Origin of the sequence: Saccharothrix sp. (genome assembly GCF_031180885.1) — a bacterium.
Lineage (GTDB): Bacteria > Actinomycetota > Actinomycetes > Mycobacteriales > Pseudonocardiaceae > Actinosynnema.
Genome location: NZ_JAPSLK010000008.1, coordinates 172,468 through 186,419 on the forward strand (window position 1 = coordinate 172,468; position 13,952 = coordinate 186,419).

Annotated in this window: 15 protein-coding genes; 4 read left to right on the forward strand and 11 right to left on the reverse strand. The window is 71.9% G+C overall.

All coding sequences use genetic code 11. From position 1 onward, the window contains the following. Window positions 1-30: 30 nt before the first annotated feature. A complete protein-coding gene (locus tag RIN75_RS13795; RefSeq protein WP_309112283.1) occupies window positions 31-303 on the reverse strand; it encodes a GNAT family N-acetyltransferase in 273 nt (90 codons plus the stop codon). A gap of 36 nt (window positions 304-339) precedes the next feature. Between RIN75_RS13795 and RIN75_RS13800 the strand changes: the two genes are divergently transcribed. After that, complete coding sequence (locus RIN75_RS13800) at window positions 340-1,344, forward strand: LLM class flavin-dependent oxidoreductase (protein WP_309112284.1); 1,005 nt, start codon at window positions 340-342, stop codon at window positions 1,342-1,344. A 130-nt stretch (window positions 1,345-1,474) separates the two neighbouring features. Here the strand turns inward: RIN75_RS13800 and RIN75_RS13805 are convergent, their stop codons facing one another. Continuing rightward, on the reverse strand, window positions 1,475-3,526 hold the full coding sequence (locus RIN75_RS13805; protein ID WP_309112285.1) for a UvrD-helicase domain-containing protein: 2,052 nt from the start codon (window positions 3,524-3,526) through the stop codon (window positions 1,475-1,477). A 146-nt stretch (window positions 3,527-3,672) separates the two neighbouring features. Between RIN75_RS13805 and RIN75_RS13810 the strand changes: the two genes are divergently transcribed. Beyond that, a complete protein-coding gene (locus RIN75_RS13810; RefSeq protein ID WP_309112286.1) occupies window positions 3,673-4,506 on the forward strand; it encodes an SDR family oxidoreductase in 834 nt (277 codons plus the stop codon). A 48-nt stretch (window positions 4,507-4,554) separates the two neighbouring features. Here RIN75_RS13810 and RIN75_RS13815 read toward each other — a convergent pair whose 3' ends face one another. From RIN75_RS13815 to RIN75_RS13830, 4 genes are all read right to left on the reverse strand, one after another. Further along, complete coding sequence (locus tag RIN75_RS13815; protein ID WP_309112287.1) at window positions 4,555-5,361, reverse strand: ABC transporter ATP-binding protein; 807 nt, start codon at window positions 5,359-5,361, stop codon at window positions 4,555-4,557. Between the two features lie 100 nt (window positions 5,362-5,461). Next, on the reverse strand, window positions 5,462-6,781 hold the full coding sequence (locus tag RIN75_RS13820) for a lysine N(6)-hydroxylase/L-ornithine N(5)-oxygenase family protein (protein WP_309112288.1): 1,320 nt from the start codon (window positions 6,779-6,781) through the stop codon (window positions 5,462-5,464). A gap of 310 nt (window positions 6,782-7,091) precedes the next feature. Further along, the gene (locus RIN75_RS13825) at window positions 7,092-8,078 is read right to left on the reverse strand and encodes a LacI family DNA-binding transcriptional regulator (protein ID WP_309112289.1); all 987 of its coding nucleotides are present in this window, start codon (window positions 8,076-8,078) and stop codon (window positions 7,092-7,094) included. A gap of 407 nt (window positions 8,079-8,485) precedes the next feature. After that, window positions 8,486-8,722, reverse strand: coding sequence for a hypothetical protein (locus RIN75_RS13830; protein ID WP_309112290.1), 237 nt, complete (start codon window positions 8,720-8,722; stop codon window positions 8,486-8,488). A gap of 101 nt (window positions 8,723-8,823) precedes the next feature. Between RIN75_RS13830 and RIN75_RS13835 the strand changes: the two genes are divergently transcribed. Together RIN75_RS13835 and RIN75_RS13840 are read left to right on the forward strand one after the other, a co-directional pair. Next, window positions 8,824-9,345, forward strand: coding sequence for an MOSC domain-containing protein (locus RIN75_RS13835; protein WP_309112291.1), 522 nt, complete (start codon window positions 8,824-8,826; stop codon window positions 9,343-9,345). Continuing rightward, on the forward strand, window positions 9,345-10,040 hold the full coding sequence (locus RIN75_RS13840; protein ID WP_309112292.1) for an SDR family NAD(P)-dependent oxidoreductase: 696 nt from the start codon (window positions 9,345-9,347) through the stop codon (window positions 10,038-10,040). The genes RIN75_RS13835 and RIN75_RS13840 overlap by 1 nt, the downstream gene beginning before the upstream one ends. Before the next feature lie 75 nt (window positions 10,041-10,115). Here the strand turns inward: RIN75_RS13840 and pcaC are convergent, their stop codons facing one another. From pcaC to pcaH, 5 genes are read right to left on the reverse strand one after another with little or no spacing between them, the layout of a single operon-like run. Then, window positions 10,116-10,520 (reverse strand): 4-carboxymuconolactone decarboxylase, encoded by a 405-nt coding sequence (gene pcaC, locus RIN75_RS13845; protein ID WP_309112293.1) that lies wholly within the window; start codon window positions 10,518-10,520, stop codon window positions 10,116-10,118. Window positions 10,521-10,549: 29 nt separating this feature from the next. After that, the gene (gene pcaD / locus RIN75_RS13850) at window positions 10,550-11,308 is read right to left on the reverse strand and encodes a 3-oxoadipate enol-lactonase (protein WP_309112294.1); all 759 of its coding nucleotides are present in this window, start codon (window positions 11,306-11,308) and stop codon (window positions 10,550-10,552) included. After that, window positions 11,305-12,645, reverse strand: a complete 1,341-nt coding sequence (gene pcaB / locus RIN75_RS13855; RefSeq protein WP_309112295.1) for a 3-carboxy-cis,cis-muconate cycloisomerase — start codon at window positions 12,643-12,645, stop codon at window positions 11,305-11,307. Before pcaB ends, pcaD begins: the two co-directional genes overlap by 4 nt. Then, complete coding sequence (pcaG, locus tag RIN75_RS13860; RefSeq protein WP_309112296.1) at window positions 12,620-13,201, reverse strand: protocatechuate 3,4-dioxygenase subunit alpha; 582 nt, start codon at window positions 13,199-13,201, stop codon at window positions 12,620-12,622. The genes pcaB and pcaG overlap by 26 nt, the downstream gene beginning before the upstream one ends. After that, entirely contained in the window at window positions 13,194-13,916 is a 723-nt protein-coding gene (pcaH, locus tag RIN75_RS13865) for a protocatechuate 3,4-dioxygenase subunit beta (protein WP_309112297.1), read from the reverse strand. The genes pcaG and pcaH overlap by 8 nt, the downstream gene beginning before the upstream one ends. Window positions 13,917-13,952: the final 36 nt, after the last annotated feature.

Here is a 13,952-nt window from a genome sequence, read left to right on the forward strand (position 1 = left end):
CTACTTGCCGGTAACCACCCGCTCGGGAGGTCAGGCCTCGGGATGCCGCTCCAGGTACCCGCGCACGAACGGGCACTCCGGCACGACCTCCAACCCCCGCTCCCGCACGTCGGCCAGCGCCTGCTTCACCAGCGCGCTGCCCAGTCCCTTCCCCTCCACCGCGACCTCGGTGTGGGTGAACACGATCCGGCCGGGTTCGAGGGTGTACTCGGCGAACCCGCCGAGCTGCCCGTCCAGGTGCACTTCGAAGCGGGACTCTTCGCGGTTGTCGGACACGGTGACGACGTCATGATCGAGGCTCACGAAGACCACGTTATCCGCGCGGTGCAAGATTGCGCGATGGACGTCTACCTGCTGATCCTGGGCGACCACCTGCCGGACCCGAGGACGGGCCGGGTGGTGAGCGAGGCGGAGCGGCTGCGGGCGATCGTCGAACAGGCCGTGGTGGCCGAGGAGGCGGGGTTCACCGGCGTCGCGATCGGGGAGCACCACTTCACCCGCTACATCGTCTCCGCGCCCGAGTTGCTGCTGGCCACGATCGCCGAGCGCACGTCCCGACTCCGCCTGTCCACCGGCGTGACCCTGCTGGCGCACCACGACCCGGTCCGGGTGGCCGAGGAGCTGGCGACCTTGGACGTCCTGTCCGGCGGACGCGCGGAGATGATCGTCGCCCGCGGCGTGTCCCAACGCACCGACGCCGCCTTCGGCGTCCAAAACGACCTCCGCGCCCGTTTCGACGAAAACCTCCGCCTACTCCTACGGCTGCTGGAAGAACCGCACGTCACGTGGAACGGCCGCTTCCGCAGCCCCCTGGTAGACGTCACCACAACCCCCCGCCCACTCCAACACCCGCGCCCGTTGGTGTGGATCGGCAGCGGCTCGGCAATCTCAGCGGACCTTGCCGTCGAACTTTCCCTCCCCCTGATGCTCCCCAGCACCCTCCGCGACCCCAGCACCCACCGCACCGTCGTAGACCGCTACCGCACCGCCATGCACGGCACCGGCCGCGTAGCCCTCCCCAGCCACGTCTTCGTAGCCCCAACCACCACCCGAGCCCGCGAGCTGTGGCGCCCCCACCTGTCGGCGTACGCCCACTTCGCCGACCCGTGGCGCGGCGACGGCGACGTGGACATCGACGCACTCATGGACGGCGCAGCAGTCTGCGGCGACCCATCGGAAGTAACCGACCGCCTCAACGACCTCGGCCGCTTGCTGGGCTTGGACGCCCACCTGGTCATGGTCGACATCGGCGGCCTCCCACACGAGGCAGTCTTAGACACGATCCGCCTATTCGGCGACCAAGTCCTCCCCAACCTGAAAACCCCCACCACCTCCAACACCTGACACCAACTCAACCCCCAACCCCAGCCAACGCCTCCAGGCACCGGCCGCTGCGCTGCCGCACCACCCGGCAGCGGCACACGCCACCGGGCGGCGGCAGGCGCAGCGCCGTTTACGAGCGCCGCGGGTGAAGTCAGCGGAGGGCGGCTGCGGCGGATAGGTGGGTGGTGGTCGGGTCGGCGCGGCGGACTACTACCAGTTCTCGGGTGGCTCGGGTCAGGGCTACGTAGCGCTCGGCGGGCGTCATGCGTTCCGGTTCGACGACCACCACCACGTCGAACTCCAAGCCCTTCGCGGCTCGCGGGGTGAGGGGGCCGTCCGGCGAGATCACCGCGAAAGTTCCGGAATCGGCGCGCAAACGCGACACCACCGACAGGTCGGACACCACCATCTCGACCGGCGCCGCACCCCGGCGCACCGACCGCGGCGGCTCTGCCGAAGGGTCGATCTCCGCCAGCGCGCCGGCCGCGTACGACATGATCTCCGCCGGCGTCCGGTAGTTCACCGTCAACCTCCGGTACACCCACCGCTCCCCCACATGCGGTCCCAGCACCGCCTCCCACGACCGCACCCCGGCCTCCGCCTGCCGCTGCGCCAGATCACCCACCACCGTCATGGAACGGTTGGGACACCGCCGCACCAGCACCCGCCAGTCCATTTCGGACAGTTCCTGCGCCTCGTCCACCACCACGTGCCCGTACGTCCACTCCCGGTCCGCCGCCGCCCGCTCGGCCAGGGTCCGGTGGTCGCGCGCCGAGTGCCGGTCGGCCAGCCACTCGGGGTCGAGCAGGTCGACGGCGCGCAGCTCGTCGTCGACGTCGTCGTACCCCTCCATGTCCAGCACCTCCAACACACCCCGCGCGTACTCGACCTCCTCCGCCCGCTCACGCGCGGCCGCCCGCACAACCGAGGAAGTGGTGCCGAGCAGTTCCGCGGCCTCGTCCAACAACGGCACGTCGGACACCGTCCACGCCCGCCCGTCCTCCCGGTACAACTCCGGGTAACCCAGCGCCAGGCACCGCCCCTCATAAAGATCGGCCAACAACGCCTGCGGAGTCAGCACCGGCCACAGCGCATCGACCAACGCCCTCAGATCCGCATTGCGCCCCAACTCCCGCCGCACGTCCGCCGCCAACTCCGGCCAGTCGTGCCCGATCAGCGCCAACGCCGGCTCGACCAGCACGTCGACCAAGGCCGAGAAGAACACCGCACGCGCCTCGTTGTGCCGCAACCCGCTCGCCCGCGCCCGCTCCCGCGCGACCGCCACCAGCTCCGCGTCCACCGGCACGGTCACGTCCTCCAACTCCACCGGCACCGGCTCGACGGGCAGCTCCTGCCGGTCCGCGACCGCCTCGCGCACCAGGTCCACCGCCGCCGGCCCGCCCTTGAGCCGCTGCGCCTCGGGCGGGTCCTCGCGGCTCGTCCGCACCCCGGGGAACAGCTCCCCCGGCGTCGCGAACACCACGTCGGTCTCCCCCAGCGACGGCAGCACGTCGCCGATGTGGCGCAGGAACCCGGGATTGGGCCCGACGACCAGCACCCCCTGCCGCGACAGCCGTTCCCGCTGCGTGTACAGCAGGTACGCCACCCGGTGCAGCGCGACGGCCGTCTTGCCGGTCCCCGGACCGCCCTCGATCACCAGCACGCCCCGGTGGTCGAGCCGGATCACCTCGTCCTGCTCGGCCTGGATGGTCGCGACGATGTCCCGCATCGTTTCCGCCCGGGGCGCTTCCAGGGCGTCCAACAACGCCGTCGCGTCGAGGTGGAGGTCGTCGTCGTGGAATCCCTCCAACACCCTCCCGCGGGTGCGGAAGTGCCGCCGCCGGGTCAACCCCTCGGGATTGGCGCCGGTGGCCGTGTAGAACGGGCGGGCGACCGGTGCGCGCCAATCGGTGAGCAGCGGCGCGTAGTCGTCGTCGGGGTCGAACAACCCGATCCGGCCGATGCAGGAGCACGTGCCGTCGACCCGGTCGATGCGCCCGAAGCACAACCCCTCGTCCGCCACCCGCAACCGGCTGACCTGCTCGGACAGCGTCCGCACCGCCACCTCCCGGTGCCACCGCTGCTCGTGCGCGTCGAGCAGCGCGGCGTCCAGCCGGGCCTTCGCCGCGGTCCGCTCCCGGTCGAGCCGCTCGTACAGGAAAGAAATCCGTTGCCGTTCCGTGGACAATTCCCCTGCCGTCACGCTTGCCCCCTGTGATACAATGGATTTGTATCGCATTCCAGCCTCATTCCCGTTTTGAGGCGAATTCCCTTTTTACCACGGCCCCGGCCATTCCCGGCGTTTCCGTTCGGGTGATTTGCGCAAGCGCATTGCGGCACACTGCGGGCATGGGATTCCTCGACGGCAAAGCGGTCGTGATCACCGGCGCGGGCAGCGGCCTGGGCGAGGCCTACGCGCGGCACGCGGCCCGGGAGGGCGCGTCGGTCGTGGTCAACGACCTGGCCGGAGCCGAGCGCGTGGTCGCCGACATCCGCGCGGAGGGCGGCACGGCCGTCGCGCACACGGGTTCGGTCACCGAGACCGCCGAAGAGCTGATCGCCTTGTGCCACAACGAGTTCGGCGCGGTCGACGGCCTGGTCAACAACGCGGGCACCACGCACTTCGCCGCGCCCTGGGACGACGACCCGGAGACGGTCCGCCGGGTGATCGAGGTCAACGTCCTGGGCACGATGTTCTGCGGCATCGCGGCGGCGAAGGTCATGCGCGGCGGCTCGATCGTCAACGTCGCCTCGGGCGCGATGCTGGGCCGCGCCGACGCCGCCGCATACTCCGCGTCCAAGGGCGCCGTCGCCGCACTCACCGGCTCGTGGGCGGGCGGCCTGGCCGAGCGGGGCGTGCGGGTCAACGCGGTGTGCCCGCTGGCCTGGACCGGCATGATGGAGCGCGACCCCCGCAAGGACACCTTCGGCTCACCGCAGTCCACCCCGGCCGCGCGGATGGCGCCCCTGGTCACCTACCTGCTCAGCGACGCCTCCCGGCACGTCACCGGCCAACTGGTCCGCTTCCTGCCGGACAAGCTGCACGTGATCGCCCAGTACGCGGTCAAGCAGCCGGTACTGGTCCGCGACGACTGGGACACCGACGCCATCGCCGCCGCCTTCCACCCGGACACCGGCGACCTGCGCCCCGAACCTCCCGGCCGCGACCGCTGGCGCGCTTGAACGACCACCGGGACGCGACGCCGGAGCACGCGACGGCCAGGACCCGACTCAGGAAGCGACGGCGACTCGCTGGCGGCGCAGCGGCACGACCATCGGCGTGCCCGTCTCCGGGTCCTCGATCACGCGGCACGGCAGGCCGAACACGTCCTCCACCAGCTCTGCCGTCACCACGTCCGCCGGGTCGCCCTGCGCCACCACGCCCTCGCCCGGCTTCATGGCGATCAGGTGCGTGGCGTACCGGCACGCCTGGTTGAGGTCGTGCAGCACCGCGACCAGCGTGTGCCCGCCGTCCTCGTGCAGGTCGGCGCACAGGTCGAGCACCTCGATCTGGTGCGCGATGTCCAGGAACGTCGTCGGCTCGTCCAGCAGCAGGATCGACGTCTGCTGCGCGAGCACCATCGCGAGCCACACCCGCTGCCGCTGCCCGCCGGACAGCTCGTCGACCTGCCGGTCCGCCAGGTTGTGCACGCCGGTCAGCCGCATCGCCTCGGCGGTGATCCCCTCGTCCTCCGGCGACCACTGCCGCAGCAACCCCTGGTGCGGGTACCGGCCGCGCGCGACCAGCTCCCCCACCGTGATCCCGCCGGGCGCGATGGACGACTGCGGCAGCAGCCCCAGCCTCCGCGCGACCTCCTTCGAGCGGTAGGACGCGATCGCCGCGCCGTCCAGGTAGACGGTGCCCGCGCGCGGCTTGAGCATCCGCGCCAGCGCCTTGAGCAGCGTGGACTTCCCGCACGCGTTCGGGCCGACGATGACGGTGAACGACCCGTTCGGGATCTCCACGTCCAAGCCGGTGGCCACCAGCCGTTCGTCGTAGGCCAGCGTCAGGCCCTCGCCGCGCAACCGAGCCGTCATCCACCCGCTCCCTGGTCCGAACGTTTAGGCGAGGCTAACCGAACACCGGCCCGTTGTGGAGCCCGACCCCTCGACCGGAGAACATCAGTCCACAAAGGACCTAACTGCTGGTCGCCGCGTACGCGGGCTGCTCCGGCACGGCCGGCTCCCGGCGCTCCAGCACCGACGACAGGATCTCCGCCACCCGCACGGACGTGTTGGACAGCAGCGACGACGAGATGCCGTGCGTGTGCTCGGTCCCGCCCTGCAGGTAGAGCCCGCCCTCGACGCCGTCGTCCGTGGCGACCCGGTAGTCCCGCCCGACCCGCAGCCGACCGTCCGCGTCCCGCCGGCACCGCCCCGCCAGCTCCCCCAGCAGGTCCGACGGGTCCGCCTCGCGGTACCCGGTGGCGTAGACGATCGCGTCCGCCTCCAGCACCTCCCGCTCACCGCTGGACAGCGACTCCACGGTCACCCGAACGCCGTCCGCCGTCTCCACCAGATCGGCGATCCGGGACAGGTTGAGCACCCTCAGCCGCCGCACGCCCAGCACCTTCTCCCGGTACACCCGGCGGTACAGCTCGGCGATCAGGTCGTTGTCCACCACGGCGTAGTTGGTGTTGGCGTGGTAGCCCATGAGCTTGCGCTTCACGTCCTCGGGCGCGGCGTAGAAGTCGTCCACCGCGTCCGGGTCGAAGATCCGGTTGGCGAACGAGCTGTCGTCGGCCGGGCTGTACCCGTACCGCGCGAACACCGCGCACACCTCCGCACCCCGGAACCGCTCGTGCAGGTGAGCCGTGATCTCGGCCCCGCTCTGCCCCGCGCCGACCACGACCAGCCGCCGCGGGTCGGTCAGCGCCTCGACCTTCTGCAGGAAGTCCCGGTTGTGCCACACCCGTTCGGACGCCTCGACCCCGTCCGGCAGGCTCGCCCGCAACCCGGTCGCCAGCACCAGGTTCCGCGCCCGCCGCACCTCGACCTCGCCGGTGGACGTGCGCGACCGGACGTCGAAGTGCGTCACCACCCCGTCCTCGACGACCGGCCGCACGGACACCACCTCGTGGTCGTAGGACACCAGGTCGTCGACCTGCTCGGCGGCCCACTCGAAGTAGTCGTGGAACTCCACGCGCAGCGGGAACAGGTTCTTGTGGTTGACGAAGTCGACCAGCCGGCCCTTGCCGTGCAGGTAGTTCAGGAAGCTGAAGGGGCTGGTCGGGTTCCGCAGCGTCACCAGGTCCTTGAGGAACGACACCTGCATGGTCGCGTCGTCCAGCAGCATCCCGCGGTGCCAGCCGAAGCGGGGCTGGCGCTCCAGGAAGTGGGCGGTCACCACGTCTTCGGGGCGCGCGGCGGCGTTGTACTCGGTGACGGCGATCGCGAGCGCCAGGTTCGAGGGCCCGAAGCCGACGCCGAGGACGTCGAAGACAGGTGGCTGTGGCATGGCTGTCCCATCGGTGCGACAACAGGAGATCGAACTTTGGTTACCCTAACCTAAGTCCGCGCACGGTGGGAGTGATCCGGACCTCTCCAGAGATTAGGCTAGCCTCACCTTCCGCATCGGTGAAAGGGCACTTCGGAGGACGCCCCACACCCGGTCGGCCCAACGCAGGTCCAGCGCCGGTCGCCTCTCGGTCCCGCCGTCTGCCCTGCGTCGGCCCACCGTCGATCCCGCACCGGCCCCGCCGTCGGTCCCGCGTCGGTCCAAGGCCGGTCCAGGCTTGGTCCCTCGTCGGTCCGAAGTGGACGCCGGATCAGGCCGACCGGCGCGGGACCAGGGTGGTCGGCAGGACGGCGGGCTCGGGCGGCAGGGCGTTGCCGTCGAGGCGGGACAGCAGCATCCGCGCGGCCGTGCCGCCCATCTCGCGCATCGGCTGGCGGACGGTGGTCAACTCGGTGTGCGCGGCGACCGGTATGTCGTCGAACCCGACCACCGCCACATCCCCGGGCACCGCACGACCCGCCGCCTGCAACACCCGGATCACGCCGAGCGCCGAGAGGTCGTTGTGCGCGAACACCGCGTCGAACGGCAACCCCGAGCCCAGCAACTTCTCCGCCGCCACCGCGGCCCGGTCGGTGCTGAAGTCGCCCTCGACCACCAGTCGGGGATCGACGTGGACGTCCTGCTCGGCCAACGCGTCGAGGAACCCGTCCAGCCGCTCCTTGACGCACCCGAAGGTCAACGGCCCGGTGACCACCGCGAATCGGCGACGCCCAGCCGCCACCAGGTGCCGCGCCGCGTCCCGCGCCCCTTCCCGGTTGGTGGTCGCGACCGAGGGGAACCCCGGCCGGCTGCCCCGGTCGTCGATCATGACGACCGGGAGGCCCTGGGTGTGCAGGGTCTCGATGTAGCTCAAGGTGTCCGGCGGCTCGATGACCAGCAGCCCGTCGAACGCCTTCGCCGACACGTGACTCGCGAACTGCGCCAACGACTCCGCACCCCGGTTGACGGTGTAGAGCAGCAGCCCGTACCCCTCAGCCTCGACCTCGTCGACCGCGCCCTGCACGACTTCGCTGGTCCACGGCCAGGTCAACGAGGGCACCAACATGCCCACGGTCCGCGCCCGGCCGCGCGCCAACCCGACGGCCCGGGCGCTGGGCACGTAGCCGACGTCCGCGATGACCTGCCGCACGCGGGCGGCCGTGGCCGCGTCGACGTCGGGTTTGCCGTTGAGCACGCGGGACACGGTCGCCTTGCTCACCTGGGCGCGTTGGGCGACTTCGGCGATCGTGACTCGCACTGGACACTCCCCACGACGTTGTGGATGTCATCCGGAACCGGTACCGAAACCGGTTACGACCACGTAGTGAACCGCGCCCGACACACAGGGTCAAGGCCTGTTCACACCTGCGGCCCACCCCCGACCAGGCGAGCGGTCGAGGCAGAGGGGACGCCGAGCCGGACGGGCTGGCGGGCCGGGCGAGTTGGCGGAGCCGGGCGGGGTTGCCGGGCCGGAGGGTCAAGCAGGTCGGGGAGCAAGCCGGGTGGGTCGGGCGCCGAGTGGACCACGCTGTGCCCGCGCGGCCGGGGCGGGTGAGTGCGGCCGGGCCGGGATAGCGCCGCGGGGGCGAGGTAGTGCGGCCGAGGTGGGTGGGTTAGTGGGTCGGCGGGGCTTGGGGTGCCGACCCCGGTCGAGTACCCGAGTTGCTAAGCCAGCAGGGCCAGGCCGGCCGGGGTGATCTCCGCCGGGACCCACGGACCGTCACCACCCCGCCCCGCCGGACGGACCAGTCCGGCATGGGCCAACTGGCGGGCGGTTACCTGGTCGCTGCACAGCAGCCCGTCGACCCGCAGGTCGGGTTCCTGACTGTGCGTCACTTCGGCACGGCCGGCCGCGACGGCCCGCAGGACCGCCCGCGCTCGGTGGGTCAGTTCGTCGTCCATGATCTTTCACCGTCGTTCCACAGGGCTTGCAACGGCTTTATCGCCGCGACCCCGCGAAGTCTTACCGTTTAGGCTCACCGATCATGGGGACAGTCGAAGCAGTGAGCCGTAGCGCGGAGTACACGTTCACCAAACCGAACGAGGACGCCATCCGACTCGTCGCGGGCCTCGGCGTCGACGGCGACGTCCACGCGGGCGAACTGGTCAAGCACCGCTCCCGCGTCCGCCGTGACCCCACGCAACCGAACCTGCGCCAAGTCCACCTCATGCACGCCGAGCTCCACGACGAACTCAACGCCCTCGGCTTCGACGTCACCCCCGGCGCGCTGGGCGAGAACGTCACCACCCGCGGCGTCGACCTCCTGGCCCTGCCCACCGGGACCCTGCTGCACCTCGGACGAAGTGCGATCGTCGAGGTGACCGGGCTGCGCAACCCGTGCCCGCAGATCGACGCCTTCGAAGACGGCCTGCTCAAGCACGTCGTGGGCCGCGACGCCGAAGGCAACCTCGTCCGCAAGGCGGGCATCATGTCGATCGTCCTGGTCGGCGGCGAAGTCCGTCCCGGCGACCCGATCCGCGTCGAACTCCCGGCCGCCCCGCACACCCCGCTCCAGCCGGTCTGATGGACCTCACCGGCACCACCGTCCTGGTCACCGGCGCCAGCGGCGGCATCGGGGCGGGAGTCGCGCGTCGGTTCGCCGAGGCCGGGGCGACGGTACTCAAGCACGCACACCGGGCGGACGGCGATTTCCTGCGCGCCGACCTGACCGACGAACGCGCCTGCGCGGACCTGTTCGCCGAAGCCACCGGCACGCTCAACGCCGTCGTGAACTGCGCGGGCGTCCAACCCGACCAGGACCTCGACGGCATGACGGTCGCCGACTGGCGCGCGGTCGTCGACACCAACCTGGTCAGCGCCTTCGCCATCACCCAGGCGGCGGCGAAGGCAATGCGCGACAACGGCGGCTCGATCACGCACATCGCGTCCATCCAAGGCACCCAACCCGCCGCCGGCCACGCCCACTACTGCGCCTCGAAAGCCGCGCTGATCATGCACGCCCGAACCGCCGCGCTGGAGTACGGCCGGTTCGGCATCCGGGTCAACACCGTGTCGCCGGGCCTGATCGACCGACCCGGCCTCGCCGACGCCTGGCCCGACGGGGTCGCCCGCTGGCACGCCGCCGCACCGCTCGGCCGCCTGGGCACACCCGAGGACGTCGGCGACGCGTGCGTCTTCCTGGCCTCGCCCTACGCCCGCTGGATCACGGGGCACGACCTCGTGGTGGACGGCGGGATGAGCGCGCGGCCTACCTGGTGAGACGTATACGAGGTGTTGGACGATCGCGTTGAAAAAGGGCTCGGAAATACGCGAGCGTCCAACACCTCGACATGGTCATTCCGCCAGGATCGGCTGGGCGACGGCGAACGCGCGGTTGGCGGCGGGAACGCCCGCGTAGACGGCGACCTGGAGCAGGACCTCCTTGATCTCGTCGCGGGTCAGGCCGTTGCGCAGGGCGGCGCGGACGTGCATGGCGAGTTCCGCGTCGTGGCCGAGGGTGGCGAGCATGGCCAGGGTGATGCAGGAGCGGGTCCGGCGGTCGAGGCCGGGGCGGGTCCAGATCTCGCCCCAGGCGTAGCGGGTGATGAGGTCCTGGAAGTCCGCGGTGAACTCGTCGGTGCGCGCGATCGCCCGGTCCACGTGCTCGTCGCCGAGCACCTCGCGGCGCACCCGCATGCCGTCCGCCCGCACCCGCGCGCCGTCCGCCCCCGCCCGCATGTCGTCCGCCTGCGTCCGCATGCCGTCTGCCCCTGGCAGCGTGTCGTCGGTCATCGGGCCGCCAAGTGGTCGAGGAGGATGGCGGTCACGGCGTCGGCGGCCTCGACGTTGGCCAGGTGGGCGGCGTCGACCGTGTGGAGGACCGCGTCGGGGATGGCGTCGGCGATCTGGCGCTGGTGTTCCGGCGGGGTCGCGATGTCGTGCCGGCCCGCGATGACCGCGGTCGGGGCCTCGATCGCGGGGAGGACCGAGCGGAGGTCGAGGGCGGCCAGGGCGTCGCAGCAGGAGGCGTAGCCCTCATCGTCCACAGTGGACACCATGGTCTCGAAGGTCCGGATCACGTCGGGGTTGCGGGCCGCGAAGTCCTCGGTGAACCAGCGGCTCACGGCCACGGCCGCGATGGAGGAGGTGCCGGCGGCGCGGACCGCGGCGGCGCGGTCGTGCCAGGGTTGGGCGGAGGCGAAGGCGGCGGTGGTGCAGCACAGGACCAGGCGGTCGATGCGTTCCGGGGCGTGGCCTGCGAGCCACATGCCGACCATGGCGCCCAGGGAGACGCCGGCGTAGGAGACGCGGGACAGGCCGAGTGTGTCCAGGAGTTCCAGGACGTCGTCGGCAAGGTCGTCCAAGCGGTACGGGCCCGGGGTGGTCGGGGTGCCGCCGTGGCCGCGGTGGTCGAAGCGCAGGACGCGGAAGCGCTCGACGAGGGCGGGGAGTTGGGCGTCCCACAGGGCGGTGGTGGTGCCCAGGGAGTTGCCCAGGACCAGGACGGGGGCGTCCGGTGGGCCGGTGAGGTCGTGGTGGAGGGTCATCGGCCGGGCCTTTCGCGGTGTGCGGCGAGCGCGCGGTCGACGAACTCGCCGGCGCTGCCGATGTAGCCCGCCGGGTCCAGGGCCTCCGCGATCTCCTCGGGGGACAGGTCGATGCGCAGGTCCGCCTCCAGCGCGACGCGCAGGGAACGGCCGGACAGCACCGCCGTGCGGCACACCTCGGCGACCAGGTCCTGGGCCTCGGCGCGGCCGATGCGGGCGGCCAGGCGGACGGCGACGTTCTCGGCCATCAGCAGGCCGCCGGTCAGCTCCAGGTTCCGCCGCATCCGGTCCGGGTCGACGCGCAGCCGGGACAGCAGCTCCCGCACGCCGCGCACCCCGCCGCCGACGAGTCTCAGCAGCTCGGTGACGGTCTGCCACTCGCTGTGCCAGGCGCCGACCGCGCGCTCGTGCTCCTGGGCCATCGCGGACAGCACGGTCGAGACGAGCGCGGGGACGCGGCGGGCGCAGGCGTTGACCAGGACGGCGCGCACCGGGTTGTGCTTGTGCGGCATGGCGGACGACGTGCCGCCCTCGGCCTCGGCGACCTCCGCGACCTCGGTCTGGGCGAGCAGCACGACGTCCTGCGCGATCTTGGCCAGCACGCCGGACACCGCGCCCAGCGCGCCCGCCAGTTCGGCGATGCGGGTCCGGTTGGTGTGCCACGGGATCAGCGGCGCGGCCAGGCCGAGTTGGGCGGCGAGCTGGTCGGTCAGGCTGGGGTCGTTGACCGCGGCCAGGGTGCCCGCCGCGCCGCCGAACTGGACGGCCAGGCGCTCGTGCCGGACGCGGGTGAGGTTGTCGACGGCCTCGTCCACGGCCACCAGCCAGCCCGCGCACTTGAGGCCGAACGTGGTGGGCAGCGCGTGCTGGGCGAGCGTGCGGCCCGCGATGAGGGTGTCGCGGTGGCGCTGGGCGAGCCGTTCGCACTCCTTGGCGACGCCGCGCAGGCCGTCCAGGACCGGTCCCAGCGCGCGGAACGCGACCAGGGACAGGGCGGTGTCCAGCACGTCCTGGCTGGTCGCTCCGTTGTGCACGGCGGCCTTGCCCTCAGCCGTGACGTGCGCGCCGATCGCCCGCACCAGCGGCACGACCGGGGTGCCCGAGGTCAGCGCGCCGGCGCCGAGTTCGGCCGGGTCGTAGTGGCCGACGTCGATCGCCGTCACGACCATCCGCGCCGCCTCCTCGGACACGATGCCCGCGCGGGCCTGCACGATCGCCAGCGCGCGTTCGAAGTCGAGCATCGCCCGCAGCCACGCCCCGTCGCTGATCTCGGCCTCCACGGCCGGGTCGGTGAACAGCGGGCCGAACAGGTCAGACGTCGAAGAAGACGGTTTCATGCTCCCCTTGCAGCCGGATGTCGAAGTGGTAGCCGTACGGGGCGGCGGCGGCGATGAGGGTGGCCCGCGCGGCGGGGTCGAGGGTCGTCAGGACGGGGTCGTGGGCGTTGGCCTGCTCGTCCGGGAAGTAGATCCGGGTGACCAGGCGCACCAGCACGCCCCGGCAGAACAGGGACACGTTGAGGTGGGGCGCCTCCCATCCCCCGTCGCCGGTCGGCAGCGGGCCGGGCTTCACGGTGAGCACACCGTAGCGGCCGTCCGGGTCGGTCGCGCACCGGCCGAAGCCCCGGAAATCCTTCCACCGCACCGCGCCGCGCGGGTCGTCGGGGTGGTCGAAGCGCCCCTCCGGGTCGGCCTGCCAGGTCTCCACCACGGCGTCGGGGACGGGGTCGCCGTTGCCGTCCAGGACCTTGCCCTCGATGCGGAACGCGCCGGGCGTGCCTTCGGGGACGACGAACGGGCCGTCCTCCCAAGGCAGTCCGACGGCGAAGAACGGGCCGACGGTCTGCGACGGCGTGGTGATCAGGGACGGCGTGGTGATCAGCGGTTCAGTCATCGTCGCCCTCCTCCTCCAGCGGGGTCGGGGTCTTGCCGCGGAGCACGATGTCCCACCGGTAGCCCAGGGCCCATTCCGGCACGGTCGTGTCCAGGTCGAAGCGGGCGACCATGGCCTCGCGGGCCTTCGGGTCGCGGACCGAGTTGTAGACCGGGTCCTGGAAGAACAACGGGTCTCCGGGGAAGTACATCTGGGTGATCAGGCGCTGGGTGAACGCGGTGCCGAACAGAGAGAAGTGGATGTGCGCCGGCCGCCAGGCGTTGTCGTGGTTGCGCCACGGGTAGGCGCCGGGGTGGATCGTGGTGAAGCTGTAGCGGCCGTCCGCGTCGGTCAGGGTGCGGCCCACGCCGGTGAAGTTCGGGTCCAGGGGCGCGGGGTGGCGGTCGCCGTCGTGGCGGTAGCGGCCGGCGGCGTTGGCCTGCCAGACCTCCAGCAGGGTGTTCGGGATCGGGCGGCCGTCACCGTCCAGGACCCGCCCGGACACGATGATCCGCTGGCCCTGCGGCTCGCCGGCGTGACCCGCGGTGAGGTCGTTGTCGTGCGGGCCGACGCGGCCCTCGCCCAGCAGCGGGCCGGTGATCTCGCCCAGGCGGTGCGGGACGAGCACCAGCGGCCGGTTGGGTGCGCGCAGGGCGTTGGACCGGTAGTCCGGCCAGCGCACCGGGGGCTGGGACTCCGGGTCCCGGCGGTACTGCGGCGTGGTCTGCGATGGCACCGCGGGCTCCTGTTCGTCCGGGGCTGGTTCCAAGAT

Bases quoted from the DNA above. Each gene is read 5' to 3' on its own strand.
- pcaD (WP_309112294.1), bottom strand. From the start codon at position 11,308: ATGACCCTCCACCACGACCTCACCGGCCCACCGGACGCCCCCGTCCTG.
- RIN75_RS13820 (WP_309112288.1), bottom strand. From the start codon at position 6,781: ATGCCACAGCCACCTGTCTTCGACGTCCTCGGCGTCGGCTTCGGGCCC.
- RIN75_RS13800 (WP_309112284.1), top strand. From the start codon at position 340: ATGGACGTCTACCTGCTGATCCTGGGCGACCACCTGCCGGACCCGAGG.
- RIN75_RS13810 (WP_309112286.1), top strand. From the start codon at position 3,673: ATGGGATTCCTCGACGGCAAAGCGGTCGTGATCACCGGCGCGGGCAGC.
- RIN75_RS13840 (WP_309112292.1), top strand. From the start codon at position 9,345: ATGGACCTCACCGGCACCACCGTCCTGGTCACCGGCGCCAGCGGCGGC.
- RIN75_RS13830 (WP_309112290.1), bottom strand. From the start codon at position 8,722: ATGGACGACGAACTGACCCACCGAGCGCGGGCGGTCCTGCGGGCCGTC.
- pcaG (WP_309112296.1), bottom strand. From the start codon at position 13,201: ATGACTGAACCGCTGATCACCACGCCGTCCCTGATCACCACGCCGTCG.
- pcaB (WP_309112295.1), bottom strand. From the start codon at position 12,645: ATGAAACCGTCTTCTTCGACGTCTGACCTGTTCGGCCCGCTGTTCACC.
- pcaC (WP_309112293.1), bottom strand. From the start codon at position 10,520: ATGCGGACGCAGGCGGACGACATGCGGGCGGGGGCGGACGGCGCGCGG.
- RIN75_RS13815 (WP_309112287.1), bottom strand. From the start codon at position 5,361: ATGACGGCTCGGTTGCGCGGCGAGGGCCTGACGCTGGCCTACGACGAA.